Origin of the sequence: Ramlibacter tataouinensis, from assembly GCF_001580455.1 — a bacterium.
Classification (GTDB): Bacteria; Pseudomonadota; Gammaproteobacteria; order Burkholderiales; family Burkholderiaceae_C; genus Ramlibacter; species Ramlibacter tataouinensis_B.
Genome location: NZ_CP010951.1, coordinates 1,244,013 through 1,269,687 on the forward strand (window position 1 = coordinate 1,244,013; position 25,675 = coordinate 1,269,687).

Below are 25,675 nucleotides of genomic sequence, written 5' to 3' on the forward strand. Positions count from 1 at the left end.
GGTGGTTGGACCCGCTGACCTGGGGCGAAGTTCACTCAGTGCTTGACCAGCAGTGCGTCGCCAGCCACGTCATGGCCGTGTACCACGGTTTTCGACAGACTGTGTGCGTGCCCTGCGACACGGATGCCTGGAAAACGGCCTGGATTGCGCTTTGGGCTGCACGGACGTGAAATGCCTGCCGAGCCAGCACCATAATGGCTCCGCAAGAACGGAGAGCATCTTGGGATTGGTAGTTTTCAATCAAAAAGGCGGCGTCGGCAAGTCGACGATCACCTGCAATCTGGCGGCCATCAGCGCACAGCAGGGCTTCAAGACGCTGGTCGTCGACCTGGACCTGCAGGGGAATTCCTCCCGGTATCTTCTCGGCGAAGCGGCCAACGAAGCGGGCGAGGGCATCGCCGGGTACTTCGCGCAGACCTTGAAGTTCATGGTCCGGCCCAAGCCGATCGGCGACTTCGTCATCGAGACGCCGTTCGAGAACCTTTCTGTCCTGCCTCCCGGCGACGATCTGGACGACCTGCACGGCAAGCTCGAGTCCCGCGGGAAAATCTACAAACTGCGCGAAGGCTTGGCGGAGCTGGCGCAGGACTACGACCGCATCTACGTGGACACGCCGCCTTCGCTGAATTTCTACACGCGTTCGGCGCTCATCGCTGCCGAGGGCTGCGTCATTCCCTTCGACTGCGACGATTTCTCGCGTCACGCCCTGAATGTGCTCCTGGCCAATGTCAAGGAGATCCAGGCCGACCACAACGAACACCTGAAGGTCAAGGGTATCGTGGTCAACCAGTTCCAGCCACGGGCCAACCTGCCGCAGCGGCTGGTGCGCGAGATGGTCGAAGAAGGGCTGCCGGTGCTGGGCTCCTACCTGAGCTCGTCGGTCCGGGTCAAGGAATCCCATGACCTCGCCAAGCCGATGATCTTCCTGGATGCTCGCCACAAGCTCACGCAGGAGTACGTCGCGCTGCACGAAGAATTGCATCCCGCGGCGGCCTAGCCGCGGCGCGGGCTGCTCCCGTTTCGCCCCCTCTGCGATTCAGCTGGTCATCGCCAACATCTCTTCGAAGCGGAGCAGGTCGGCCGCGAAGCGGCGTGGCTGCTCCCAATGCAGCGCATGGCCCACGCCGGCGTAGACGGCCCGGGTGGCCCGCGGCAGCTGCCGCTCCAGCCGCTGCTGATCCGACTCGGGCGAAAAGGCATCGGCCTCACCCCAGGGCAGCAGCACGGGCACCTCGACGGCGTGCAGCTCGGCGCTGAAGTCGTCCTCCAGCAGCGCGGCGAAGGCGCCGCGCCAGGTGGCCGCCGGCGTGCGCAGGCACTCCTCGACCATGGTGTCCATCAGCCCCGGGGCGACCGGACCGGCCACGGTGTCGCGCTGGAAAGACTCCGCCAGCGCACGCGGCACCCGCTCGCCCAGCGTCATGATCTGGCTCCGGACGAAATCCACGAAGTCCGGCTTGTCGGAGAAACTCGCGAAGGCGCCTGCAGCGACGACGCCGCGCACCCGGGCCGGCTGGTCGATGGCCATGCGCAAAGCGTTGACCGCGCCCATGGAGTGGCCGACCACCAGCACCTGCTTCAGCCCCAGCGTTGCGATCAGGCTGGCGGCATCGGCGGCGAAGTCGCGGGTGCGATAGCTCGCGGCGACGGACGAGCCGCCGTGGCCACGCTGCGTCATCGAGATCACGTGCCAGTCGGCCGGCAGCAAGGGCAGCACCGGCTCGAACGAGCGCCAGGTGTCGGTGATGCCGTGCAGCATCAGCAGCGCCGGGCCGCCGCGACGCCCTTGCTCAGCGCATTCGATGGTGATCCCGCCGGGCAGGCGGACATGATGGATGGTGGTTGGCATGGTGGCTCCCGGTCATGGGTCAACGAATAGCCGCTCGCGGCGCAGCGCGTCGGGCCGAGGCAGTCTGGGCGACGCCGGTATCGGCGGTTTTTCGATGCGTTGCCGCTCTGTATCGACGCGGTATCCGCTGGGTTTCAGCTCGCTGCGCCGGCCGGCGCTGGCTCAGCAGTAGCAGGGCCTGCTGCTGAGCTGCCCCCCCGCCGAAGAGGGGGCGGCCCTAGGGTTTCCCCTAGGACAATCCTCTCATGAGCAAGCCCATTGACTACTCCCTCTCGACGCTGCCCGCCCATGTCGGTCACGATTTCGGACTCTCGCGCGCCATGCGCGTCTCTCAGTCGCGTATCGACCAGTTTGCCGAGTGCAGCGGCGACGATCAGTGGATTCACGTCGATGTGGAGCGCGCCCGCAACAGCCCCATCGGGAACACGATCGCACACGGACTGTTGCTCATGTCTTTGACGACGAAAGCACAGTACGACGTCGGCATCTTTCCCCCGGACACGACCCAGATCCTGAACTACGGCTCCGACAAGGTCCGGTTTTTGGCGCCGGTGGCCGCGGACGCCTCGGTGGTGATCCGCGTCGAGCTGGCCGAGGTCCAGTCCAAGGGACCCGGCCGCACGCTGGTACGTTGCCGCAACACCGCGTACTGCGAGGGTGACCTCGAGCGCCCGGTGATGGTGGCGGAGTCGCTCGCCATGCTGATGGCCTGATTGAAACGGAGTGAAGATGATCAACCTGTTCAATGCGCCCGACGAGTACGTGCAAGGCTTCTTCAAGTCCGGGCAGGCGATGCTGAAGGCCTTCAGCGGGCTTGGGTCGGCGGCAAAACCGCCAACGCAAGAGACGGCTCGCGAACTCGCTCGCGTGGCCGGGACCTACTGGGAGAAGCAGGCTGCGCTGTGGACCCGTTCGCTTGCAGCCGGTTCCGGCAATGGTCTGGAACCTGTGGTCGACGCCGAGCGCGGCGACCGGCGCTTCCATGGCGAGCAGTGGAGCAAGCACCCTTGGTTCAACCTGCTCAAGCAGAACTACCTGCTGAATTCCCAGCTGCTCGACGGCATGGTCGAAGCCGCCGCGATGGACCCGCGCGAAAAACACAAGCTGCGCTTCTTCTCGCGCCAGTTCGCCGACGCCATGAGCCCGGCGAATTTCGCATCGACCAACCCGGACGCCATCTTCGGCGCGCTGGAGTCCAAGGGCGAAACCATGCAGGTCGGCCTCAGCAACCTGATGGAAGACATGCGCCGCGGACGCATCTCCATCACCGATGAAACCGCCTTCGAAGTCGGCACCAATGTGGCCGCTTCCAAAGGCTCGGTGATCTTCGAGAACGAGTTGATGCAGGTGATCCAGTACGCACCGCTGACCGACAAGGTCGCGTCGCGCCCGCTGCTGATCGTGCCGCCGTGCATCAACAAGTTCTATATCCTCGACCTGCAGCCGGAAAACTCGTTCGTGCGCTTCGCCTGCGAACAGGGCATGACGGTGTTCCTGGTCTCCTGGCGCAACCCGGATGCGAGCCAGGCTCACGTGACCTGGGACGACTACGTCGAGGATGGCGTGATGAAGGCGCTCGACGTGGCGCACAAGGTCAGCCGGGCCGACCAGGTGAACACGCTGGGCTGGTGCGTGGGTGGCACCCTGCTCTCCTCGGCGCTCGCACTGCTGCGCGCCCGCGGGGACGAGAGCGTGGCGAGCCTGACCTTGCTGACGACCATGCTCGACTTCGAGGAGCCTGGCGACCTGGGCGTCTTCATCGACGAAGCCAACGTGCTGCAACGCGAAATGACGATCGGCAAGGGCGGCATCTATCGGGGCGCCGAGCTCGGATTCGTGTTCCAGACGCTGCGCGCCAACGACCTGATCTGGCCCTACGTCGTCAACAACTACCTCAAGGGCAAGACGCCGGCCGCCTTCGACCTGCTGTACTGGAACGCCGACGCCACCAACCTGCCCGGTCCGATGTACGCCTGGTACCTGCGCAACATGTACCTGGAGAACAACCTGCGCGAGCCGGGCCGCCTGTCGGTTTGCGGCGAGCCGGTGGACCTGGGCCAGATCGACGTGCCCACCTACGTCCTGGCCACCCAGGAGGATCACATCGTCCCGTGGCGCTCGGCCTACCGCACCACCGGGCTGACCAGCGGTCCGACCGAGTTCGTGCTGGGCGCCAGCGGCCACATCGCCGGCGTCATCAACCCGGCCTCGAAGAACAAGCGCAGTTACTGGGCCGGCGGGACGCAGGGTGCGGATGCCGACGAGTGGCTGGCCGGCGCCCAGTCCATGCCGGGCAGCTGGTGGACCCACTGGGCGAAATGGCTCAAGCCTCAGGCGGGCAAGAGCGTTCCGGCGCCCAAGAAGCTCGGCAATGCCGCTTTCAAGCCGATCGAGCCCGCCCCCGGCCGCTACGTGAAGGTGCGTGCCGACTAGCGGCGCCTTTTCACCACGCAAGCCCATGAAAAAGGCCGGCTCACGCCGGCCTTTTTCCTTTCCACTTTCCAGGCCGCTCAGGCGACCCGGCGCTCGACCGCAGCCGCATTGCGGCGCAAGCGCGCGTCCACGCGCTCGACCACGCGGTCGACCGCCGGATGCGCGATCGCCTTCTGCCGCGCGATGCTCTGCACGAGCAGGTCGACGCGCTCGATCCGCGTGGCGCCGCCGGCCAGCGCGCGCGCCACGGACGACGGCTTCTGCAGTGAGCGCGCCGCCGCGGCGTATTTCTCGAACGGCACCAGGTCGTCCGGTTGGGCACCGAGCGACAGGCACAGCTGCGCCACCCAGCCATAGGTGGAGCGCGAAAGCTCGATGTCGTCGTGCACCGCATTGGCGATGGGACTCATCTCCTCGTCGCCGATGCAGCGATAGTTGCCGGTCATCAGCATCGGCCATTTCGCGAACGGGACGAACAGCGAGTCGTGGACCTTCAGCTTCACCGGCAACTCCAGCGATTCGCCCTCTTGGTCGTAGCGCGCCGCCTCGATGTCCGCCTCGAGCCGGCGCAGCAGCGCGGTGTGGTGCTCGCTCGCGAACGGAGCGCACTTGAAGTTCGTCGGCAGCCCGACCTGCAGCACGTTCTTCGGCTGGTCCACCGGACGGAAGGCCTGCGGATCGGGACTGGCCAGCGAGAGCAGGTCCGGGTCGAACGCGTCCCACAGGCGAGCGTCCGTGAAGCACGGCTCCAGCCCGTCCGCGTCCAGGCCTGCGATGCGGCGCAGGTAGGGCAAGGGCGGCATGTTCATGATGGCGAGCGAGGGCATGGCCGCGCGCGCGAGGCGGTCCATCAGTTGCCGGACGCCCGGCTCGCCGTACTGCGGCTCTTGCATCGCGAGGACGGCCAGATCGAAGTTCGCGGGCTGCACACCGGCGGGCGCGGCGGCGCGGATCGAGCCCGGCAGCTTCCGGCTGTCAACCTCGACGAGTTGCTCACGCCCGCGCACCGGGAAGCGCACGCGCGTCCCCTCCGCGTTGATCAGGTCGGCCGTGCCGGGCGTGCACACCAGGCACACCTGGTGCCCGGCCATGGCCGCGCGTGTCGCGAGCAGGGAGCCGTACGAGGCACCGAGAATCAGGATGGACGACATGCTTTCTCCAGAGTTGATAACCGGGGCACGTGGCGCGAGGGCCATGGCGTTGATTGGATTATTGGGGAAAAAGCGCCTTCTTATTGCACTGCAACATGAAAGCTCGTCTCACCTTATGACACGCGGACGGCGGCGCAAGAGACGGCAACGGCTTTCCGCTCGCGGCCCAAGGCGACTGCGGTAGGCTTCCTCCGGTGGACATCGTCATCACCGAAACCGAAGGGTTTCGACTGCTGCAGTTTGGAACCCATTGGTGCCAGGGGGCGATGCGCATCGATGCGCCGGACCAGCTGGAACTCGAATACGCGGTGCGCATGTCGGCCTGGCTGCTGTTTCACGATGCAGCCAGCCTGCCGGGCAAGCACCTCGTGACCCTGGGACTCGGCGCGGGCTCGCTCACCAAGTTCGCCTACCGCGTGCTCGGCATGCAGGCGACCGCCGTGGAAATCGATGCCGGGGTGATCGACGCATGCCGGACGCATTTCATGTTGCCACCCGATGGCCATGGCCTGCAGGTGGTGCATGCAGACGCCGCCTGGTTCATGGCGCAGCATCGCCATGAACGCAGCATCGACGTGCTTCAGGTCGATGCGTACGACGCGTCGGTCGAGAAGCCCGCGATCGACACGGAAGCCTTCTATGCCGACTGCCGGGCCAGCCTGCGCGAGGGCGCCACGGTGGCCGTGAACCTCATGGGACGGGGGCTGGATGCCGGCCAAAGCGTGGCTCGCATCCGCGCGGGCCTGCAGCCCCGGGCGGTATGGCAGTTTCCGCCGACCGAGGCGGGCAATGTGGTTGTCATCGCGCACGACGGCGAGACGCCGCCGGATATGTTGGCCGCGCGTGCGGTCGAGATCGAGAAGCGCTGGGGGCTGCCCGCATCCGATTGGCTGGCGATGGTCCGGCGCTCTCCGGACCGTGCCTCTCCATAGCGGCTTTCGGCAAATGGGCGCGAGGGATAATCCCCTCTTCCGCCGCCGCCATCGCCGCTACCTCCTCCGTTCTTCTCCGTTCCCCGGACATCCAGTTGACCCACGCGCCCGCACCCCATCCCGGCCCCCTGACCCCGGAGGACTTCGACCTGCTCGACGCCGAGCTCGACCTGTTGCGCGAGCAGGACGATGAGATTCCGCAATGGGAATTCTGCGAAGGCTTTCTCACCGCAGTGGTCTGCATGCGCCGCGAGGTGCCACCCGAGGAATACTGGCCGGTGCTGCTCGGAGAGTCCTTTCAGCCCATGGCGCACATGGAGTTCGTGTGGCGCTGGCGCCGGCGCCGCGATGAGATTGCGCTTGCGCTCGACCAGCCGGTGGAAGAACTGGAGGACGAGCGCACCTACCATCCCGAAGCGCTGGACACGCGCGGCGCGATCCTGGCGCTGCCCGCGCAAGAGCGTGCGGCGGGCGACACCGACAACCTGCCGGCCTACGCGCAGGTGTGGGCGCTGGGGTTCATGTATGCGGTGGAGAACTGGCCGGAAGACTGGCTGCCGCCCCGGGACCAGGAAGCCGCGGCGATGCTGGATGCGGCGCTCGAAGACATCGTTGCGCTCACGGCAGGCGATGCGGGCGAGCCTGCGGTGTCGATGTACACCGAAGACGGCCCGCCGAGCGTGAGCAACGAGCGCCTCGACGCCGTGGGAGCGGCGATCTGGGCGGTGTACGACTTGCGGCAGCTGTGGCGCAGCCTGGGGCCTCGGATCGATCCGCTGCGGAAAGCGGCGGAGCCGGGCCGGAACGATCCCTGTCCTTGTGGTAGCGGGAAGAAGTACAAGAAGTGCCATGGGGCGGGGTGACGGCCTGCGGCCGGACGCGGACCGACGCCCCGGCCAGGACGCTATTCGCTCTTGTTGTTGATGGCGGCTTTCAGCGCCGCACCGGGTACGAAGCGCACGCTGGTGGACGCAGCGATCGTCAGAGCCTCGCCGGTCTGGGGATTGCGGCCGGCGCGCTCCGCACGCTCGGATCTCTTGAAGCTGCCAAAGCCGGGAATCAGGATTTCTCCGCCTTTCGCGAGCTCGTCGGAAACGATCTTGACGAAGGCGTCAACGGACCTCAGTGCGGCGGCCTGAGGCTGCTCCGTGGCTGCAGCGAGGGATTGCACGAGTTCGGTCTTGTTCATCGGTGGTCCTGCGTCGGAAAGCCGGCAGTCTAGGCACGACGACGATCAAGTTGGGGCTGAGTAACACCTGATTGCAGACACTTACGGCATGGTCCGGCCAAGTGTCTATCCCACAATCGTTGCTGTCTCGATAGCAGTGCTCAATCGACAGGAGGCCCTCATGCCCGCCAAAGTTGGTGTCATACAGAAGCCCCCGCTACTGCTCGATCGGGATCAGACGATTGAACGTGCGCTTGGCTTGATCGACGAAGCCGCGGACGCGGGCGCCACCCTGCTGGTGTTTCCCGAGGCCTACATCCCCGGCTACCCGGCCTGGATCTGGCGGCTCAAGCCGGGCGGGGACATGAAGCTGTCGGGTGAGCTTCATGCCAGGCTGCGGCGCAACGCCGTGGACCTGAACCGGGATCACTTGCGCCCGCTGCAGGAGGCGGCAAGCAAGCACGCGGTGACCGTCGTCATGGGAATCAACGAGATCGACAGCCGTTTTTCCGGCACCACGCTGTTCAACAGCGTGGTCGTCATCGGCCCCGACGGGGCGCTCCTGAACCGTCATCGCAAACTGATGCCGACCAATCCGGAACGCATGGTCTGGGGCATGGGTGATGCCAGCGGCCTGAGGGTCGCGGATACGCCCGCCGGTCGGCTGGGTGCACTCATTTGCTGGGAAAGCTACATGCCGCTCGCGCGGTATGCCCTCTACGCGCAGGGCCTGGAAATTTTCGTCAATCCGACCTGGGACAACGGCGATGCCTGCCTGGTGACCTTGCGCCACATCGCCAGGGAGGCGGGTTGCTGGGTGATAGGAACCGCCACCGCGCTGCAGGGCTGTGACCTGGCCGAGGACTTTCCCGAGCGCGACCGGCTCTACAAACCGGACGAATGGATCAACGATGGTGACGCAGTCGTCGTCGATCCGGGCGGCGCCGTCACCGCCGGGCCATTGCATCGGGAGAAGGGAATTCTCTATGCCGAAGTCGATGCCGAGGCGGCGCGACGAGCACGGCGCTCATTGGACGTCTGCGGCCACTATGCCCGGCCGGATGTTTTTTCTCTCTCGGTGAACCGCAAGCCGCTCCAGCCTGTGGCGTTCTTGGATTGATCGGCTTGATTGATGCGGTCGTTAGCTGGCGTCACTCTGGCGCGCCGCGGCGTGAGGCGCCGGGGGCTGCGACACGACGGCGACCCGGCGGACTTGGACTGCCAGCCGCTGTGAGCGGCATTCGGTGTTGCGCACGTCGTGGATGCCCGTGTACGTCTGTTCCAGACCGGAGCGGTACGCGTCGGCTTCGCTGGCAGGCAGGGCCAGCACGAGCCTATCCACGTTCGGGAAGTGCGCGACGGCAAGCGCTTCCAGGATGAGCGCATGACAGTCGTCTGTCTCCCAGAACGCCGGCCCACCCGGCTCTCGCACCGGCGCGTCCCAACATAGCTCGGCGCATGGTTGCGAACCGATACCCCACTTCGCGGTGATGTACTCACCACCGAAGTCGATGGCGACGACGACTTCTCTGGACATGGAACGGAAGCATACGTGAGGCCGAGGTTTGGGATGCTGATGGCCTTTTGAAGGTACGGACTTCAATGTCAGGAAGGAACAGCGTGCGGCGGAGGGACCGGGCTTCCGGGCATGGCGCCTTTGGGAGCATCATCTCTTTAATGCGGGCCGAAAGTGCGTTCGGCCTGTAGCTGCCCCACCCTAAATAGAAAGGATCTGCCATGACTCCTGCGAATGGATGGACGGGCACGCTGCGCGGCATGCCTGTCCAGGGACAAACGGCCAAGCGCTCCAAAACGATGCACATGCGCGACATCGAGCTCTACACGGAGATCACAGGTGATCGCAATCCGCTGCACTACGACGAGCGGGCAGCCCGAGAAAGTGTCTTCGGCGGGCTGATCGTGCAGGGTGGCGTGACGTCCGGACTGCTGAACGCGCTGGTCGCCGAAGATCTGCCCGGTCCAGGTTCAGTCTTCCTGGACATGCAGCTCAAGTTTGTCAAGGCCGTTTATGTCGGTGACACAGCCAGTGCCAGCCTTGAGATCATGAGCGTGCGAGAAGACAAGCCTATCTGCAAGATCGCCGTCGAGGTGCGCAACCAGAAAGGCGAGGTCTGCCTCAGTGGCCAAGCCACCACCTACACGGCACCGCTCGTGCAAACCTAGCGCCTCGCGCCCTCGATATGGACTCCTTTGCCCGTGCGGTCGCCTTCCTTTCGCAGCTCAAGCAGCGCTGTTTGTTGCACCTCTAATTGCCACGGGTCAACAACCACGCCTTCGCGAGATCGATGATTGCCCCCATCAAGGGTACGGAGCCATTGTTCATGGAAGAAGTGACATTGATGCCAATGAGCGCTCCGCCTGACCAGGATGGCGTGTACTCGGTGGAGTCCGCGAAATACCCGGGCTATGGGAGGCAGTTTTCGCGCTACGAAGGTGGCGTATGGCACTGCGTTTGCTCGACGACGGGACAGGCGCGAACCAACAACACGAAATCGAGTGACTGCTACAACAGCGGCAAGGTCTCTGGCTGGTACATATCCGTCGATCCCAACGTCGCCGCGCTGACCCGTGACAGTGCAGGCATGTTCAAGCCCCTGACGCTTCCTAAGGCCAAGGAGCCCACGCGTCCGAAGCACTGGACCGAAGTGGAGCCACGTTACTCGCATCAGGTGGACCCGCGCTGGGTGATGTGGAACCACCCATCAGTGGCCTGATCCTGAGCGCGCCGGGCCCGCAGGTGTGACCCCACAAACGACTTTTGCGGCGGGCCCGGAGACCCGGACAGACTCACTAGGTGAGTGTGGCCAGAGGGCCGATCGGGCAAGATGGCGGGATGCGACACAAAAAGGCCACCTCTGCGCTTCTCCCGATGGCCGCCCTTTCAGCACTCCTGGCAGGCTGCGGTTCGATGCCCGCGCAGAACAGCGTGGCCACAGTTCAGGTGTGGGAGGTATTCGGCAGAGCAGACAAGCCGAATCGATTGAAGCCAGTTGAGCTCACTCAATTGAGGGCCGCTGGGGTGAGTGATGGCGACATCGCAGCCGGGCGGGCAGTCGGCGTGCACTGCGCTGTCATGACCGACGGGTGGTGGGAGGGCATCGCGATCTTGCCTTCCGGCCTCAAGGCGGCCGAGGGAATGACCCTGCGCGTGAGAGTGCTCGACCCCGGGAATAACGAGCGGCTTGCCCTTAGTGAATTCGTGGAGTTCCCCGCACAGGTGCCGCGTGGAGGGCTGGCGAACCGCATGATTCCAAACTGGCGTGAACTTGGGCTAAGGAACAACTACGAACGAGTCGAGCCTCCAGCCGGGATGCGCGACAGGTACCTGGTCGTCCAGGGCTCTTACCTGCTCAAATGCACGCCTTGACGCAGCTTCTCAGGGGAGATCGAGAGGGTGATGTTCTTGAGGAGATCGCGCCCGCAATTTACAACAAGGCCGGTGCACGATGTGCAGGAGCGGCTGCGCTTACGCGTGGAAGAAGTCGATCGCGAAGTGCACGAGGAAGAATTCACGTACTGGAAGAAGTTCGAGAAGGGCGGAAAGCGCCGCTGATCGGCCAAAGGCGATCAACGCAGCAACAAGATGGTGAAGAAGCCGAAGAAAGACACCGCACCGCCACGCGATTCAACTTCGGACTGGCCAACTCCGCCGACAACAACGGTATTTCCGTATTTCCCAAGGGCAAGTTGAAGAACAAGCAGGGCTGACGTCTTTTGGGGCGCCCAAGTCCGCTTTCGGCCAGAAGCGGACATCCAAGTTCCGCACAGCGGTGCAGCTTCATCCCGATTTCAAGTCGCGTTTTGACCGCCTACCCTAAGGTCGAGAGCATTTGCGGGGTTCCACGCCGACCCAGGCGCTCAGTGCCGACTGGGTGGCCGAACTACACTCACTCACTCAAGCGATTCCTCTCCTAGCAAACCTCCTGTTCCCCATGTTCAAACTTCGACTTTGCATACTGGCCACGGCAATCACTTTGAGCGCGAGCGCCTCACTAGCGCAGGTGAAGTTGGACTTTGCATGGCCCGACGGACTACAAGCGACGGTCACGCAAACCAAGAGCCGAGTACGAACAGGAACCCCAGCCCCACATTCGGTAACCTTGTCGTATGACATGAAGGCGATCAAGGGGTCTGCAGGGACCGTCATCTCTTTCACCAACGTCCGCCTTAAGCCTTCGAAGGCATCTTCGGCACTCTCTGATACTGACAAGCAACTCCAATTGTTTGCTCAGGCCGCCCTTCCACCATATGTTGTGAAGGAGTCAGGCGAGTTTGATCGCCTTGAAGACGCAGCCGCCTTCAAGGTTGCATATTTGAGGTTTTTCAAACAGGTACTGCCTGCCATGTACGAGGTCCCGCAGCTACGTCAATTGCTTGAGCAAGTAACCTCAGAAGACTTCTTGACGGCTGCCGTTGGCGGGGAGTGGAATCAGAACGTCGGCTTTTGGGTTGACGCGACACTTGACATGGGTGAGACCTATTCGTCCGAATACGAGGGCTCCGTTCCGCTGCTCCCTGGTAGAACCATCAAGATGCAGTCCAAATTCAGGGTTATCAAGGAGGTGCCTTGCACAAGGACCGGACAGGCAAGGAAGTGTGTTGAGCTCGAGATGCGAACCACGCCCGATCAGGCGGATATGGCGGCAGCAATTGACTCGTTCTCCCGGCAGTTTGCGCTCCCCTCACCAGGCAAGGGCGAAGTCATGGAATCCATCGATGTCGAGGAAAACATCCGCCTGGTCACTGAGACTGATGGACTGATTCCCCATCAGATCACCACGTACAAGCGCGTCGTGGCCTCAATCCGGTCTGGTGATGAAAGGAAATCCATGTCCGAGGTTCAGGAAAGCTCGGTCAGCTATACGTACCGCTCGAATGCGCCCTAAAGCCCTCGCTCGAGCCGAGGGGGCGATAGCAACGGCGCCGCAAGGCCCGACTGCGGTGCAGCGGTTTCGAGACGAGAAGGTTCGGCGTGCCGACTGAAAGGAGTTGGCGCTGGCACGCTTGTGATCGTGTGAGGATACGCTGGTGCGGATGTCCTCTTTCGGCCAAAAGCAGCCATGGCTGTACAGGGGTACTTTGGGGCTTGGCGTTGCGCGTACTGAACGCGGTCGGTGCCCGCACGCGGAACTAGATCACCATTGGGCTGCCTTCTGATCCGCCGTATTCAGAGTCCAGGAGGTTCGAACCAGCGATCGACCGTGATGGCCTCTTTCGGCCAGAAACGTCCGTGCCCAAAACCATTCCACCCCAAGAGCGGTAGCCGCCGGAGGCCGCGACCGCCTACCACCTGTCCGTGGGGACCGGGGCATTCATCCGACCCTGCCGGCGTGCCACTATCCGGCCTTCACGATCCAGTCGGACACGCAGCCGTCCTCATGGTGCGGACGCAGGAGTCGCCGGCCGCGTCAGCAGGCGCAGTGCGAACGGAAGCGGCCATTCACCGTCGACTCCAGCTGCTGCTTCGCTGCGCAACTCGAGCAGCGGCCACACGCGGGGGCCCGCCCAGAGCTTGTTATTCGCCGCGCGCACGCAATGCGCCGGGTAGCTGTCGACGCCTCCGAGATCGAGGAAGAGCCCGAGGTTCGGCAAGGTCTCGCGCGAATTGCCCCACCCGTGCTGATACGCGGCTCCAAGCGCGCTGCATGTGGGCGACATGACGGTATAGCGATCATTCCCCGCGCCGTCGACAAAGATGCCCGTGCTGTTCGCGTACGCCACCCCCAGGCTCAGCTGGCCGACGGTGTACTCGTCGTCCCCGCCCTCGTCCACGAAGACGCCGACCGAGAGGTCGTTCCCGGTGCCCAACACCATCTCGTGGCTTGAGCGGTAAACGTCGTTCCCGGCATCGCGCTTGAGCAAGATCCCCGCGGCGTAGTGGGCCGATGCGCCCATCGCATACCAGGCCGCCTCAAATCGGTCGTTGCCGCCGTCGTCCAACAGCATGCCCAGGCCCTCGTAGTAGCCGAAGCCCTGCGCGTAGACCTGCGCTTCATATCGATCGTTCCCCGCCAGGTCCAGCAGCATGCCGATCCCTCCAGCGATGGAGCGGCCGTCGAAGAAATCCCCGCGTATCCCGTAGCCCGCGCCCTGCCCCATCGACGTGTTGCGGTTCGGCAGTTGCGATGAAGGCCGGACCAACGGCAAGGCGGTCAGCGTGTAGCGATCGTTGCCGCCGGTGTCGACCAGCACCGCGACGCCCCGCGGGCCGCCTGTCGCCTGTGAGTAGGTTTGCGCAGTGAACTCGTCGTCGCCGCCCCCGCTGACCAGCACCGAGACCCCGCCGACTGCGTAGGCCTGCGAACGGCTGCCCGCCACGAAGCGGTTGCTGCCGCCGCCATCGACCAGCAAGGCGGCGCCGAAGAGCGCGGAGGCCTGCGCTTGCTGGGTTCCCTCGTAGCGATCGTCGCCTTCGGTATCCCAGAGGATGCCGTAGCCGAGCGTCGCGCTCGACGGGTCTGCCCCCGGGGCGGCCGTCACATACCTGTCGTTGCCTCGATGGTCCAGGAGCACGCTGATCGCGTGCGTGTCGCCCCGCTCCAGGAACTCGTAGTCGTCGTCGCCGCCGACGTCCAGCACCAGCAAGGCATCCTTCAGCTGGCGGCGGTTGTTGCGGCCGGTGGTGTCGACGACGATCCAGCCGAAAGGCGTCTGCAGTGACCACGCGACCGAAGGCAGCGCCGTTTCGTTCTTCACGAAGGCTTGCAGGCGTTCGATGGCGCCGGCCAGATCGAGCATGCCGGCGAGGACGGCTTCGCGCTCGACCAGCGGCAGCAGCTGTCGATAGTCCGATGCCTTGGACAGTGAGAGGTGGTCCTCGTGCGCCTGCCGGCGCAGCAGCTGCGGCGTCACACCGGGAGGAAAGCGCTCGAACGCGCGTTGCAGGAACTGGTGCGGCTGCGACATGGCGGCGAGCACACGCGCAAGCTCGTAGCGCAAGGGATTGGGCAGTTGCGTTTGATCGGGCAACTGGGGCACCCAGCCGGCGCCGGCTTTCGTCGAGGCCATCCACGCCAGTCCGGCCGCGAGCGGGTCAGGCGCCGTGCGCAGCCGCGCTTCGATGGCGGCCATGCCGAAATCGGCCGGACGGGATAGCCGGACGCCCCAAAGCGCCCCAGCCCGGCCTATCAGTTCACGCGGCGATCCGGCCGCGCCCCGGAAGGAATCTCCAAGCACGCCGGCACGGTACGGCGCATCCAGCGGCGCGGCCATCACCGCCCGGAAGAACGGCAGCTGCTGGTCGCGTGTCGGGGAAGCGTCCAGCCCGGTCAGGTCGGCGGCACCGCGGCTGTTTGCGGCGCCCGCCCGCTGCAGCAGCTCCGGCAACGGCGGCCGGTCCTGCGTCTGCGCCCGGGCATGCCCTCCCAGTGCGAGTGCGATCAGGAGGGCGGCCGAAAGTCGATGCCGGCTCAATCAGCTCTCATGTTTGCTCTTGCGGCGACCGCTCGCATCTGCGGCAGTTCACGATCGATGCGAGAGATGACCGATGTCCCTGTCCCTGGTGTGGCAGTGAGGCCCAATTCGAGCAGCTTCTGGCGCACCGCTGGAATCTCAAGAACTTCTCGCAACGCTGTTTCGAGCTTGCGTTGGACGGCCGCCGGAAGGTTCGCGGGCGCCATCAGGGCGAACCACGATTCCAGGTTCACGTTCAAATAGCCGCTCTCTGCGGCGGTTGGCACTTCAGGAACAAGTGGTGAGCGATGTTCCGAAAGTACAGCCAGCGCCCTAAGCTTTCCCGCTTTGATAAGCGGAGCGGAGGCGACCAATGAATCGACTGCAAGGTCAACCTGGTTTCCCATCAACGCAGTGAGGCTGGGCGCACTTCCGTTGAATGGGACATGCACCATGCTCACATTGGCCGATGAACTCAGCATCGCGGCAGCGAAATGAACCGTCGAACCCGCGCCGAATGTGGCGTAACTGACTTTGTCAGGACTCAGGGTTGCGCGCTGGACCAGGCCCTTCAAGGAGTCGAGGGGTGAACTGTGATTCACCACAACCACGAGATCCATGCGGGCGACGGGACCCAGGAACGTGAAGCTGCGAACCGCGTCGTACGGCAAAGAGGCTCGCAGCGCTGGGTTGAGAGTCAACGTGCTGTTCGATCCGAGCATGAGCGTGTAGCCATCCGAGGCAGTCTTGGCGACATACGCTGCAGCCACAATTGTGGAAGCTCCCGGCTTGTTCTCGATCACCACAGGTTGTCCAAGCTTGTCACCAAGGGCGATCCCGACGACCCGCGCCAACGTATCGGTCGCCCCGCCTGGCGGAAAGGGAACAACCAGCTTGATTGGACGGTCCGGAAAAGATCCTTGTGCAATCCCGGCAATCGGGAAAGTGAGGAAACACAAGACCAGCACACGGGCGAGAGCAAGCCTCATATTCACCTCCTGGGCGCACTTGCTGCGAGGACCGTTCATGCTACAGATGATTTCTGCTGGCAGGATGGACTTCAATAGCTGTGAGTCAAAGATGACCGCGCGAGAAGCCCATGGCTGAGCACGTCTGACACGGTGGCCGCAAGCTCGCCGGCGTTATTCGACCGCCTCGCCTCCCGCGCCGCGCGCTTGCGCTCGTGCTCCCGAAATCGACCTATGCACGCGCTCGGGGACGCGCTAACCTCGCACCGATGGCAACGCGCAAGAAGAAGCCGACTTCGCTCGCCGGCCCGGGCGCACCCCTCGACCTCGCGCTGCAGGGCGGCGGCTCGCATGGTGCCTTCACCTGGGGCGTGCTCGACCGCCTGCTCGACGACCAAACGCTTGCCATCGACGGAGCCTGCGGCACTAGCGCGGGCGCGCTCAATGCCGCAGTGATGGCCACTGGCTGGGCTGAAGGCGGCCGCTCCGGAGCGAAAGCGGCCCTGCGCGCGTTCTGGCTCGACGTCGCCGAGCAAGGCAGCTGCTTCGGTGGCAGCGGGCCTGCGCGGACCGGGATCGCCGCGTCCAACCTCGTGGACAACCCGCTCTACCTCTGGTCGCAGCAGTTCCTGCATACGTTCAGCCCCTACCAGTTCAACCCTCTCGATATCAACCCGCTGCGCAAGGTGGTCCTGCGGCACGTCCGTGAAGAGGCGCTGCGCAAGGGGCCGCTAGCGGTGTTCGTCACCGCGACCGCAGTCCGCACCGGCCAGCCGCGAATCTTCCACCGCGACGACCTGAGCATCGACGCGCTGCTGGCCTCGGCGTGCCTGCCCCAGCTCTTCCGCGCTGTCGTCATCGATGGGGAGCCTTACTGGGACGGCGGCTACAGCGGCAACCCGGCGATCTGGCCGCTGATCTACGAGACCCCAGCGCTCGATGTGATGCTGGTGAAGATCAACCCGCTGGTGCGGCCCGAGACGCCCGACACCAGTGGAGAAATCGCCGACCGCGTCAACGAGATCACCTTCAATGCCTCGTTGGTATCGGAGATGCGGGCAATCTCCTTCGTGCAACGGCTGATGCGCGAAGGGCGCTTGGGCGAAGGCGAGTACAAGTACCTGCGGCTGCACATGATCGCCGACGAACAGCACCTCGGACAGCTCCACCCTTCGAGCAAGCTCAATACCGAGCGCCGCTTTCTCGAAGCACTATTCGACCTCGGCTACGCCGCGGCGCACGGCTGGCTCGCCCGGCACCGAGCCGACATCGGTGTGCGCTCGACGTTCGACCCGGCCGAGACCTTCCTGGCGCCGCGATCGGTGCCCTGAGCCGAGGACGACGATCCCCGTTGATCCTCGTCGCCCCTCTCGTCCGCTTCGGATCGGTGGAAACCGTCGAACGACCGCTCTCGGCGACGTTGCGTGCCGCCGTTGGACCGCCCAGAAGTGTTCGTGCGAGCTGCTCAGCCCGTCGGGTGCGCGTGAATACTTCAAAGGCTACCCGTATGGCCCGCTCCACGGGGGTTCGGTCCAGGACGCAGATCAGCGTATGTGTTTTTCCTGTCGAGGTACCGTTCCTGCGAAGCTACCTGTGCCTTTGCAGCAAGAGACCAGGCCAGGAACGGGAGCAGGGAGCCGCTGCCTTCCCCGCTGCGCTTTCCTGGTGGCGGGAGTGTCGGACAGTCAGCGGCGAAGTGGCTCGGCATTAGCTCACTGTGCAGGCACCAGGTTAAGCGGGTGTGACTCATCCGTGGAAATCGACTGGAGAAAGCCACCTCCGCCAGTACCATTTCATGTTGGATTGAGACTTCGCTACCTCAGCAGCACGCAGGTCGGTTCATTTTTTTGCCAGGACAAGCAAATGGGCAGGTTCGTTGAAGTTGCAAGGAAATCCGAGATTCCCGAAAACGGGGCGATCGGTGTGGAGGTCGGGGGCAAGCGCCTCGCACTCATCAACCTCGGCGGCGAAATCTACGCGATCGATGACGAATGTCCTCACGAGGGTGGTCCCCTTTCCGAAGGGGCGATCAGCGGTGAGGAGGTCGAATGCCCGTGGCACACATCGAAATTCAATATCAAAACCGGCCGCGTGACCATGGACCCGGCAACGGACGATGTCGCCACTTACAAGGTGCGCCTGATTGGTGACGCGGTGGAGGTCGAAGTCTGAGCTCGCGCTCGCCTGCCACCCAAAAGCCCTGCCCTGCTGCAAGGTAGGCCGGCTCAATCAGCTCACGGCGCGCGCTTCGATCGAACTGCCCGCTGCCGATGCTGAATACCGGACCTCTGAATGCGGGTGCCATGCCCGCCAGCGCACTCGGCGGCGTCCTGGGCCCACAGCGCTGGTGGCGGGGGCGGTCATCGATAGCGCAAGGTCGATCTGACCTTGCCCAGGCGGCCGCTTCAGACTGGCTGCCGACAGTTAACTTCCGCTCGCGAGAGTCAGCAAAAACCGCTCCAAGCTGCCGGACAGATTCTCGCTCCGAAGCTGGCCTTGACGTTCGGCCGTGAACCCATTTAGACGAGCAATGACACCGCCGGCAAGGGCCGCGGCGCTGGGGTGGGCGCAGCGAAGATCACATGAGACAAAGCATGCAGCGTCAAGTTCGACGACATCGAGAGGCGCGGCGGCCGAAGCCGGCGAGCAGGTGGTCAAAGCCGCCGGCGCGTCGGCAAGCGGCTAACCAGGCCTGACCAACGGCGCCATCGACGCCGGCCACCCTCAAGCGCCGCGAGATCGAGGCCGCCAAGAAGGTGGGCGAGGCGCTGCTCGCCAAGGGCAACGAACTGCTCGAGCGCGAGTTCCCGACCCTGACAGCCATCCGAGCCTTGCTGCCGTCCTTTGATCGAATGCCGGGTGCCGTGCAAAATGCGCCTGTAACTCATACCTGCGGGAGGATCGTCATGGCCTTGTTTGTTATCGAACGAGAATTCGCTGAGCAGTTGGAGTTAACGGCCGATTCCGTCCGGCTAGTCTCGAAAATCAACGCCGAGACCGGCGTGCACTGGTTGTTCTCGTTTCTGTCAGCCGACAAGAAAAAGACCTACTGCCTGTACGAGGCGCCCAATGCCGAGGCCATCCGCGAAGCGGCGCGGCGCGCCAACGTTCCGGCCGACGTGATCGTCGAGGTCAGCGAGTTTCGGCCCGAGTCACTTGTCTGAGTACGGCGGCGGCCCGCGTGCGTCTTTGCGCCACCGAGTGAACCTGGTCGCCAGGCGTCCGACGTTCCATGGTCATCCCATCGAGTCCGCCGGCTAGCTCGCCCGAGCGCCGCTTCGTCGGCCGGCACAGCGAGCTCCAGACGTTGCATCGGGCGTTGCAAGACGCCGTGGCGGGTCAACCGGGCATCGCTCTGCTAGCCGGCGAGCCCGGCATCGGAAAGACGCGTACGGCCCAGGAGATGATCGAGTTCGCCGCTCGGCACAAAGTGCTCACCCTCTGGGGCCGGTGCCCCGAAGAGCCCGGTGCGCCGCCGTACTGGCCATGGGTGCAATTGATCCGCCGCTACATCGCGCTGCACGACGAGAGCGAACTTGCGCAGGACTTCGGCGCGGCAGCGACGCCGCTGGCATCGCTCGATCCTCAGTTCGCCCGACATCTACCAGGTGATGCGCCGGCCATGTCGGACACCGACGCGGCGCAGGCCCGTTTTCGCCTGTTCGATGCGGTGGCCGGCTTCTGGCAGCGCGCGTCACAACGCCAGCCACTGCTGCTGGTACTCGACGACCTGCACCGTGCCGACGTACCGTCGCTGCGGTTGCTGGAGTTCGTGATGGCCGAGGCCGGCCGCAGCCGCCTGATGGTGCTCGGCACCTATCGCGACGCCGAACTGACGCGCCAGCACGCGCTGACCGACTGCCTGCAGCAGTTGCACCGCCACGCCCAAGTGAAGCGGCTCTTGCTCGGCGGCTTCTCCGCCGCCGAGACTGCCGAATTCGTCGCCGCCGCCGGCGTAGCCAAGCCCGAGCTGGGCGCGCTGATGTACGAGCAGACCGAAGGCCACCCGCTGTTCCTTGCCGAGATGGTGCGCGATCTGCTGCGCGCGCACGCCGCATCCGGCCACGACGCGATCGCGTTGCGACGCGTGCCCAAGGGCGTGCGCGAGGTCATAGGCGCGCGACTCAACAGGCTGTCGACGCCCTGCCTCGACCTGTTGCAGTGCGCCGCGGTGATCGGCCGGCAGTTCCCCGCGGCGCTGCTCAGTCGGCTAGCCGATGACACAGACGCCCGCTGCATGGAACTGCTGCATGAAGCGCGCGCGGCCAGCCTGGTCGATGAAAGCACCGACGCATGGCAGTTCTCGCACATGCTGGTGCGCGACGCGCTGTACGACGAACTGGCCGCCGCACGACGGCAGGTGCTGCACCGGCGCACGGCCGAAGCGCTGGAGCAGCAGCACGCCGACGATGCGACACCCGCACTGTCGGCGCTGGCTCATCACTGGCATGCGGCCGGCGACTCGAGCAAGGCCATCGAGTACGCGACGCGGGCCGGACGGCGGGCCACGTCCATGCTGGCGCACGAAGAAGCGGCGCGGCACTACCGGCTCGCTGCCGAAGCGCTGCCGGCCGCTGCCGTCCACGATGCACAGCGGTGCCGCCTGCTGCTGAGCCTGGGCGAGGCGCAAAACAGCGCCGGCGACAGCGCCGGGGCGCTGCCCACCTTCACCCGCGCGGCAGAGCTTGCGCGGCGGGTGGGTGATGCCGGCTTGTTTGCCACGGCAGCCGTCGGCTTCGGCAACACCATCTGGCGGCAAGGCAGCGACGGCTCGCCCGCCGTGCCGCTGCTGCAGGAAGCCCTGTCGCGGACGGCACCAGCCGATAGTCGCGAACGCGTTGGTTTGCTCAGCGCGCTGTGCCGTGCATTGCTCTTCGCAAGCCGGCCGCAGGAGGCGCAGCAGGTTTCGGTCGAGGCCGTCGCCATCGCACGCCGGCTCGGCGATCCGCAGACGCTGTACGAGGCGCTGAGCGCGATCGTCTCCGGGCGCTGGTACCCCGAAGGACTGGCTTTGCGCATTGAGGCCGCTCGCGAAGGCATCGAACTGGTGCGGCGCGCGCCGCACCTGGCGTGGTCGCACTCGACTTTTCTGGGCTGGCACTCCGGCGACATGATGGAGTCCGGCGACAGCGTGGCCGCCCTGGCCGCGTCCCGCGCGCACCTCGAACACAGCCGGGCGACCGGCGAGCCCTTCAACGAGGCCACCGCCCTGGCGGCACAGGCGATGATCGCCACGCACCAGGGCCGCTTCGCCGACGCTGAACAACTGGCGATGCAATCGCTGCGCTGCGGCCAGCGTTTCGACCGCGCCAACGCTGCTGGCATCTTCGGCGTGCAGATGTTTACCTTGCGCCGTCACCAAGGGCGGCTGCGCGAAGTGGCCCCTGTGCTGAAGCAGTTCCTCGACCACGGCTCGCTGGCCTGGCGGCCGGGGCTGGCCATCCTGCACTGCGAGCTGGGCGCGTACGAAGAAGCGCGCCAGGTCTTCGACTCGCTGGCCAGCGACGGCTTTGCCGCGATTGCCAACGACGCCATCCGAACCGCCAGCCTCGCCTACCTGGCGGAGGTCTGCGCCCGGCTCGGCGATGCGCGGCACGCGCCCGTGCTCCTTGAGTTGCTGCAGCCCTACGCAGAACGTTGCATCGTGTTCGGTGCGCACACCGCATCGCTCGGTGCGGCAGCGCGCCTTCTCGGGCTGCTGGCGGCGACGCTGCGGCAGTGGGATGCGGCGCAGCGACACTTCGAGTTCGCACTCGATTTCGACGAGCGCAGCGGCGGCCGCCCCTGGCTGCCCCGGTCGCGCTGCGACTTCGCAACCATGCTGCTGCAACGGGCCGGGCCGGGCGACCGCGAGCGCGCGCACTCGCTGGCCGCTGCCGCGCTCGACGAAGCGCGCGCATTGGGGCTGGGCGGCATCGAAGAGCAGGCGCTGGCGCTGCTGCCGCAGCTTGAGCAGGCTCCTGGCGCGCAGCGCGCCGCCGGGCTGTCGCAACGCGAGCTGCAGGTCCTGCGCCTCGTCGCCGCCGGCAAGACCAATCCGCAGATCGCCGCAGCGCTCCACCGCAGCCCGGCCACGGTGGCGATCCACGTACGCAACATTCTCGACAAGACGCAGTCGGCCAATCGCGCAGAAGCAGCAGCCTTTGCTGTGCGGAACGGACTGCTTGCGCCCGAGTAGCGAATCATCCGTTCTGACTATGCGCGCGTGGATTCCCGTGTGCATAAAAACTATCCGCCCGGTGGATGGAAATGCAGGAAACCCGCCGCAGACTGGGGCCGTCTTCAACCACCGGGGAATCCAAGATGCAACGCCCTACGCAAATCACGCTTGCAGCCTCCGTGCTGCTGGGCATGAGCCTGGCCGCCCCGTCGGTACGCGCCGACGTGGTCACCGACTGGAACATCAAGGCCAACGAGATGGTCGTCGAGGCGAAGCTCGGCACGCCGCCGGCCATGCGCGTGCTGGCCATCGTGCACACCGCCGTCTATGAGGCGGCGAATGCCGTCACCCGGCGCTATCCGGCCGGCGCGCTCAAGCTCGACGCGGCACCCGAGGCTTCGTTGGAAGCCGCCGTCGCCACGGCCAACCGTGCCACGCTGGTGAAGCTGCTGCCGTCGGTCCAGCCGGCCGTCGACAGCGCCTACCAGGCCGCACTGGCAAAGGTCGCGGACGGCCCGGCCAAGGCGGCGGGCATCGCCGTCGGCGAGAAGGCCGCTGCTGCCGTGCTGGCGGATGCCGCCGAAGACAAGGCCAACGCTGCCGAGGCCTACCGGCCGCACACGACGCCGGGGACCTACGTGCCCACCGTCGTGCCCGCGGTGACGCAATGGCCCCAGCGCAAGCCCTGGGTGATGTCCGGCCCGGCGCAGTTCCGCCCCGGCCCGCCGCCGTCACTCAACAGCGAGCTTTGGGCACGCGACTACAACGAGATCAAGGCCATCGGCAGCAGGAACAGCACCAGCCGCAGCGCCGAGCAGACCGCGATCGCGCGCTTCTGGGACTACTCGTTGCCGCCGGTCTACCACGGTGTGGTGCGTTCGGTGACCAACCAGCCCGGGCGCGACCCGACGCAGAACGCGCGTCTCTTCATGGCCGCGACCCAAGCCAGCGACGACGCGGCGATCGCCATTTTCGACGCCAAGTACCACTACAACTTCTGGCGCCCCGTGACCGCCATCCGCAACGGCGACACCGACGGCAACGACGCGACCGAACGCGATGCGTCGTGGACGCCGTTCATCGACACGCCCATGCACCCGGAGTACCCGTGCGCGCATTGTGTGCTAGCCGCCGCCGTGGGCACGGTGCTGCAGGCCGAGATCGGTGCCGGACCGGTGCCGCTGCTGACCACCACCAGCCCGACTGCCAATGGCGCTGCGCGCAGCTGGACGAGCACGGCCGACTTCATGCAGGAAGTGGCGAGTGCCCGCATCTACGACGGCGTGCACTACCGCAACTCCACGGTGGTCGGCAGCGCCATCGGCAAGAAGGTCGGCGAGCTGGTCGCAGCCAAGTACTTCAGGCAAGATTGAGCATGACCACCTCCACGCAAACAACACACAAAGGAGTCAGCACGTGAGCATCCAACTGCGTGCCGCCGACGGCGGCACCGTGCAGGTCTCGACGGAGATCCTGCAGTCCTTCAAGGCTGGCATCCGCGGGCCGGTCATCGGCCCCGATGCGCCGGAGTACGACGAGGTGCGCCAGATCTGGAACGCGATGATCGACCGCCGCCCCGGATTGATCGTGCGCTGCACCGGCACCGCCGACGTCCAACACGCAGTGCGCTTCGCGCGTAAGCACGCGTTCCTGCTGTCGGTGCGCGGCGGCGGCCACAATATCGCCGGCCTGGCGGTGTGCGACGGCGGCATGATGCTGGACCTGTCGCTGATGCGCGGCGTGTCGGTGGACGTGAAGGGGCGGACAGCGCGCGCGCAAGGCGGCTGCACCCTGGGCGACGTCGACCGCGAGACGCAGGTGCACGGCCTCGCCGCGGTGCTGGGTTTCGTCTCGGCCACCGGCATCGGCGGCCTGACCACAGGCGGCGGCTTCGGCTACCTGTCTCGCCGCTACGGCTACACCTGCGACAACCTGGTGTCGATGGAAGTGGTCAGCGCCGAAGGCAAGGTGATGCGCGCCGCAGCCGACGAGAACCCCGAGCTGTTCTGGGCGCTGCGTGGCGGCGGCGGCAACTTCGGCATCGTCACGTCCTTCGAGTACAAGCTGTACCCGGTCGGCCCCGAGATCCTGGGCGGTGCCGTAGTCTGGCGTGCCGAGGACGCGGCCCAGGTGCTTGACTTCTATCGCAGCTTCACGGCGACCACCCCGCGCGAGACCACCTGTGTCGCCGTGCTGCGCATTGCGCCTCCGGCGCCATGGCTGCCTGCCGACGTCCACGGCAAGCCGATCATTGCCGTCTTCGTTTGCCACAGCGGCGGCATCGACGAGGGGGAGAAGATCCTGGCGCCGCTGCGCACGCTGGGCCGGCCTGTGGCCGACATCATCACCCGTCGACCCTATACGCAAATGCAAAGCCTGCTCGACGCGACGCAGCCCAAGGGCCGACGTTATTACTGGAAGTCGAACTACCTGTCGCGAATCGAGCCACAGATCATCGCGACAGCGATCGAGCACGCCGCGCTCATCCCGTCGCCGCATTCGGCGATCATCTTCTTCCAGTTGCAGGGCGCTCTGGGCGAACTGTCCGCGGATTACTCCCCCGCCGGCAACCGCGACACGGCCTTCGTGCTCAACATCACCAGCTCGTGGGAAAGGGCGGCGGACGACGCGGTGAACCAGCGCTGGGCGCGCGACTGCTTCGCGGCCGCCGCCCCGCATTCGACCGGCGGCACCTACATCAATTTCCTCAACGAGGAAGAGGGCCGCGAGCGCATCGAGGCCGCCTATGGCCGGGCGAACCTCGAGCGGCTGGCGAAATTGAAGCAAAAGTACGACCCGGGCAACCTGTTCCGCCATACGAAGAGTGTGCTGGGTTAGAGCGGCGGGGGCGACATGCTCAAAATGCGGTGGCGAGCACAACCATCTTCTGATTGACAGAGGCCCGGTGCGAGCCGAAGAGCCTGCCGCTCAGCGCCACGTTCTGGCCGCGCCCGCGGCCAAGGTAAATGCGATCGCGGCCTTGCATGCTGATGGTCGACTACGACCTCGAGTCGCGGGACAAGGTCGATGACTGGGGGCATGCGAAGGTGTCGAAGAGCCGGTATCTCGCGAGGACCGTACATTCGCCGCGGGAAGTTGATCGACAGCAATCGCTGCAAAGTGGTCGTTTTGGCGGTCGCTGCGAGAGGCGGCAAGGGGTCGAAAGCAGACCCATGCCGGACCGCTTGGGAGGAAGAATTCACGTACTGGAAGAAGTTCGAGTAGGGCGGAAAGTGCCGCTGATCGGCCCCAGGTCTGGAAGGCCTGGCGACCGGAGAAGCAATCTGCTGATTCGCAGGCGCAAAGCCGTGCTACAACTCGCGCTCGCACACCCGATGAGGATTCCAACATGGCTAAAGGCGATCAACGCAGCAACAAGATGGTGAAGAAGCCGAAGAAAGACACCGCACCGCCACGCGATTCAACTTCGGACCGGCCAACTCCGCCGACAACAACGGTATTGCCCAAGGGCAAGTTGAAGAACAAGCAGGGCTGACGTCTTTGGGGCGCCCAAGTCCGCTTCGGGCCAGAAGCAGACATCGAGTCGCGCAGAGCAGCCGTTTGGGAACAGGCCTACCGGGCCTGAAGTAGCCCGAGACCT

The 25,675-nt window shown here is 65.2% G+C and carries 24 protein-coding genes; 18 read left to right on the forward strand and 6 right to left on the reverse strand.

The genetic code is table 11. From position 1 onward, the window contains the following. Window positions 1-220: 220 nt before the first annotated feature. Window positions 221-997, forward strand: coding sequence for a ParA family protein (locus UC35_RS06090; protein ID WP_061497192.1), 777 nt, complete (start codon window positions 221-223; stop codon window positions 995-997). A 39-nt stretch (window positions 998-1,036) separates the two neighbouring features. On the opposite strand, the gene UC35_RS06095 is transcribed toward UC35_RS06090, so the two are convergent. Further along, on the reverse strand, window positions 1,037-1,849 hold the full coding sequence (locus UC35_RS06095; protein ID WP_061497194.1) for an alpha/beta fold hydrolase: 813 nt from the start codon (window positions 1,847-1,849) through the stop codon (window positions 1,037-1,039). A 245-nt stretch (window positions 1,850-2,094) separates the two neighbouring features. Between UC35_RS06095 and UC35_RS06100 the strand changes: the two genes are divergently transcribed. Together UC35_RS06100 and UC35_RS06105 are read left to right on the forward strand one after the other, a co-directional pair. After that, a complete protein-coding gene (locus tag UC35_RS06100; RefSeq protein WP_061497196.1) occupies window positions 2,095-2,562 on the forward strand; it encodes a MaoC family dehydratase in 468 nt (155 codons plus the stop codon). A 16-nt stretch (window positions 2,563-2,578) separates the two neighbouring features. Next, window positions 2,579-4,282, forward strand: coding sequence for a PHA/PHB synthase family protein (locus tag UC35_RS06105; protein WP_061503698.1), 1,704 nt, complete (start codon window positions 2,579-2,581; stop codon window positions 4,280-4,282). 77 nt (window positions 4,283-4,359) lie between these two features. On the opposite strand, the gene UC35_RS06110 is transcribed toward UC35_RS06105, so the two are convergent. After that, on the reverse strand, window positions 4,360-5,433 hold the full coding sequence (locus tag UC35_RS06110) for a hypothetical protein (protein ID WP_061497198.1): 1,074 nt from the start codon (window positions 5,431-5,433) through the stop codon (window positions 4,360-4,362). A gap of 194 nt (window positions 5,434-5,627) precedes the next feature. Between UC35_RS06110 and UC35_RS24190 the strand changes: the two genes are divergently transcribed. Together UC35_RS24190 and UC35_RS06120 are read left to right on the forward strand one after the other, a co-directional pair. Further along, window positions 5,628-6,365, forward strand: a complete 738-nt coding sequence (locus UC35_RS24190) for a hypothetical protein (RefSeq protein ID WP_061497200.1) — start codon at window positions 5,628-5,630, stop codon at window positions 6,363-6,365. Window positions 6,366-6,454: 89 nt separating this feature from the next. Then, window positions 6,455-7,228: a UPF0149 family protein gene (locus tag UC35_RS06120; RefSeq protein ID WP_061503699.1), complete on the forward strand. Its 774-nt coding sequence runs from the start codon at window positions 6,455-6,457 to the stop codon at window positions 7,226-7,228. Window positions 7,229-7,269: 41 nt separating this feature from the next. On the opposite strand, the gene UC35_RS06125 is transcribed toward UC35_RS06120, so the two are convergent. Next, complete coding sequence (locus UC35_RS06125) at window positions 7,270-7,554, reverse strand: HU family DNA-binding protein (protein ID WP_061497202.1); 285 nt, start codon at window positions 7,552-7,554, stop codon at window positions 7,270-7,272. Between the two features lie 160 nt (window positions 7,555-7,714). Between UC35_RS06125 and UC35_RS06130 the strand changes: the two genes are divergently transcribed. Continuing rightward, on the forward strand, window positions 7,715-8,653 hold the full coding sequence (locus UC35_RS06130; protein WP_061497204.1) for a carbon-nitrogen hydrolase family protein: 939 nt from the start codon (window positions 7,715-7,717) through the stop codon (window positions 8,651-8,653). Window positions 8,654-8,674: 21 nt separating this feature from the next. Here UC35_RS06130 and UC35_RS06135 read toward each other — a convergent pair whose 3' ends face one another. Continuing rightward, the gene (locus UC35_RS06135) at window positions 8,675-9,070 is read right to left on the reverse strand and encodes a hypothetical protein (protein ID WP_061497206.1); all 396 of its coding nucleotides are present in this window, start codon (window positions 9,068-9,070) and stop codon (window positions 8,675-8,677) included. 200 nt (window positions 9,071-9,270) lie between these two features. On the opposite strand from UC35_RS06135, the gene UC35_RS06140 reads away from it, so the two are divergent. The 5 genes from UC35_RS06140 (at window position 9,271) to UC35_RS06155 (ending at window position 12,440) form a co-directional block, all read left to right on the forward strand. Then, window positions 9,271-9,717 (forward strand): MaoC family dehydratase, encoded by a 447-nt coding sequence (locus tag UC35_RS06140; RefSeq protein ID WP_061497208.1) that lies wholly within the window; start codon window positions 9,271-9,273, stop codon window positions 9,715-9,717. Window positions 9,718-9,875: 158 nt separating this feature from the next. Then, window positions 9,876-10,268, forward strand: coding sequence for a hypothetical protein (locus UC35_RS06145; RefSeq protein ID WP_145979349.1), 393 nt, complete (start codon window positions 9,876-9,878; stop codon window positions 10,266-10,268). A gap of 119 nt (window positions 10,269-10,387) precedes the next feature. Beyond that, window positions 10,388-10,921: a hypothetical protein gene (locus UC35_RS06150; RefSeq protein ID WP_061497212.1), complete on the forward strand. Its 534-nt coding sequence runs from the start codon at window positions 10,388-10,390 to the stop codon at window positions 10,919-10,921. Beyond that, a complete protein-coding gene (locus UC35_RS24430; RefSeq protein ID WP_321572386.1) occupies window positions 10,918-11,262 on the forward strand; it encodes a hypothetical protein in 345 nt (114 codons plus the stop codon). The genes UC35_RS06150 and UC35_RS24430 overlap by 4 nt, the downstream gene beginning before the upstream one ends. A 404-nt stretch (window positions 11,263-11,666) precedes the next feature. Further along, a complete protein-coding gene (locus tag UC35_RS06155) occupies window positions 11,667-12,440 on the forward strand; it encodes a hypothetical protein (RefSeq protein WP_061497214.1) in 774 nt (257 codons plus the stop codon). 490 nt (window positions 12,441-12,930) lie between these two features. On the opposite strand, the gene UC35_RS06160 is transcribed toward UC35_RS06155, so the two are convergent. Next, window positions 12,931-14,967, reverse strand: a complete 2,037-nt coding sequence (locus tag UC35_RS06160; RefSeq protein ID WP_145979350.1) for a hypothetical protein — start codon at window positions 14,965-14,967, stop codon at window positions 12,931-12,933. Next, window positions 14,964-15,935 carry a Bug family tripartite tricarboxylate transporter substrate binding protein gene (locus UC35_RS06165; RefSeq protein WP_061503700.1) on the reverse strand — a complete coding sequence of 324 codons (972 nt, stop codon included), beginning with the start codon at window positions 15,933-15,935 and terminating at the stop codon, window positions 14,964-14,966. The genes UC35_RS06160 and UC35_RS06165 overlap by 4 nt, the downstream gene beginning before the upstream one ends. Before the next feature lie 248 nt (window positions 15,936-16,183). Between UC35_RS06165 and UC35_RS06170 the strand changes: the two genes are divergently transcribed. The 7 genes from UC35_RS06170 (at window position 16,184) to UC35_RS24065 (ending at window position 25,570) form a co-directional block, all read left to right on the forward strand. Next, complete coding sequence (locus UC35_RS06170; protein ID WP_061497218.1) at window positions 16,184-17,245, forward strand: patatin-like phospholipase family protein; 1,062 nt, start codon at window positions 16,184-16,186, stop codon at window positions 17,243-17,245. Between the two features lie 472 nt (window positions 17,246-17,717). Continuing rightward, a complete protein-coding gene (locus tag UC35_RS06175; RefSeq protein ID WP_227820464.1) occupies window positions 17,718-18,086 on the forward strand; it encodes a Rieske (2Fe-2S) protein in 369 nt (122 codons plus the stop codon). Between the two features lie 584 nt (window positions 18,087-18,670). Continuing rightward, window positions 18,671-19,078 carry a DUF4242 domain-containing protein gene (locus UC35_RS24195; protein WP_227820465.1) on the forward strand — a complete coding sequence of 136 codons (408 nt, stop codon included), beginning with the start codon at window positions 18,671-18,673 and terminating at the stop codon, window positions 19,076-19,078. 68 nt (window positions 19,079-19,146) lie between these two features. Continuing rightward, window positions 19,147-22,092 carry an ATP-binding protein gene (locus UC35_RS06185; protein WP_082792728.1) on the forward strand — a complete coding sequence of 982 codons (2,946 nt, stop codon included), beginning with the start codon at window positions 19,147-19,149 and terminating at the stop codon, window positions 22,090-22,092. 125 nt (window positions 22,093-22,217) lie between these two features. Further along, on the forward strand, window positions 22,218-23,447 hold the full coding sequence (locus UC35_RS06190) for a vanadium-dependent haloperoxidase (protein WP_061497222.1): 1,230 nt from the start codon (window positions 22,218-22,220) through the stop codon (window positions 23,445-23,447). Between the two features lie 43 nt (window positions 23,448-23,490). Then, complete coding sequence (locus tag UC35_RS06195) at window positions 23,491-24,912, forward strand: FAD-binding oxidoreductase (RefSeq protein WP_082792730.1); 1,422 nt, start codon at window positions 23,491-23,493, stop codon at window positions 24,910-24,912. A gap of 511 nt (window positions 24,913-25,423) precedes the next feature. Continuing rightward, window positions 25,424-25,570, forward strand: a complete 147-nt coding sequence (locus tag UC35_RS24065) for a hypothetical protein (protein ID WP_173861251.1) — start codon at window positions 25,424-25,426, stop codon at window positions 25,568-25,570. The last annotated feature ends 105 nt before the right edge of the window (window positions 25,571-25,675 follow it).

Excerpts from the sequence above, each read along its gene's own strand:
- UC35_RS06095 (WP_061497194.1), bottom strand. The coding sequence starts at position 1,849 with ATGCCAACCACCATCCATCATGTCCGCCTGCCCGGCGGGATCACCATC.
- UC35_RS06100 (WP_061497196.1), top strand. The coding sequence starts at position 2,095 with ATGAGCAAGCCCATTGACTACTCCCTCTCGACGCTGCCCGCCCATGTC.
- UC35_RS06105 (WP_061503698.1), top strand. The coding sequence starts at position 2,579 with ATGATCAACCTGTTCAATGCGCCCGACGAGTACGTGCAAGGCTTCTTC.
- UC35_RS06110 (WP_061497198.1), bottom strand. The coding sequence starts at position 5,433 with ATGTCGTCCATCCTGATTCTCGGTGCCTCGTACGGCTCCCTGCTCGCG.
- UC35_RS06125 (WP_061497202.1), bottom strand. The coding sequence starts at position 7,554 with ATGAACAAGACCGAACTCGTGCAATCCCTCGCTGCAGCCACGGAGCAG.
- UC35_RS06130 (WP_061497204.1), top strand. The coding sequence starts at position 7,715 with ATGCCCGCCAAAGTTGGTGTCATACAGAAGCCCCCGCTACTGCTCGAT.
- UC35_RS06135 (WP_061497206.1), bottom strand. The coding sequence starts at position 9,070 with ATGTCCAGAGAAGTCGTCGTCGCCATCGACTTCGGTGGTGAGTACATC.
- UC35_RS06140 (WP_061497208.1), top strand. The coding sequence starts at position 9,271 with ATGACTCCTGCGAATGGATGGACGGGCACGCTGCGCGGCATGCCTGTC.
- UC35_RS06145 (WP_145979349.1), top strand. The coding sequence starts at position 9,876 with ATGGAAGAAGTGACATTGATGCCAATGAGCGCTCCGCCTGACCAGGAT.
- UC35_RS06150 (WP_061497212.1), top strand. The coding sequence starts at position 10,388 with ATGCGACACAAAAAGGCCACCTCTGCGCTTCTCCCGATGGCCGCCCTT.
- UC35_RS06155 (WP_061497214.1), top strand. The coding sequence starts at position 11,667 with ATGAAGGCGATCAAGGGGTCTGCAGGGACCGTCATCTCTTTCACCAAC.
- UC35_RS06165 (WP_061503700.1), bottom strand. The coding sequence starts at position 15,935 with ATGAGGCTTGCTCTCGCCCGTGTGCTGGTCTTGTGTTTCCTCACTTTC.
- UC35_RS06170 (WP_061497218.1), top strand. The coding sequence starts at position 16,184 with ATGGCAACGCGCAAGAAGAAGCCGACTTCGCTCGCCGGCCCGGGCGCA.
- UC35_RS06185 (WP_082792728.1), top strand. The coding sequence starts at position 19,147 with ATGGTCATCCCATCGAGTCCGCCGGCTAGCTCGCCCGAGCGCCGCTTC.
- UC35_RS06190 (WP_061497222.1), top strand. The coding sequence starts at position 22,218 with ATGCAACGCCCTACGCAAATCACGCTTGCAGCCTCCGTGCTGCTGGGC.
- UC35_RS24065 (WP_173861251.1), top strand. The coding sequence starts at position 25,424 with ATGGCTAAAGGCGATCAACGCAGCAACAAGATGGTGAAGAAGCCGAAG.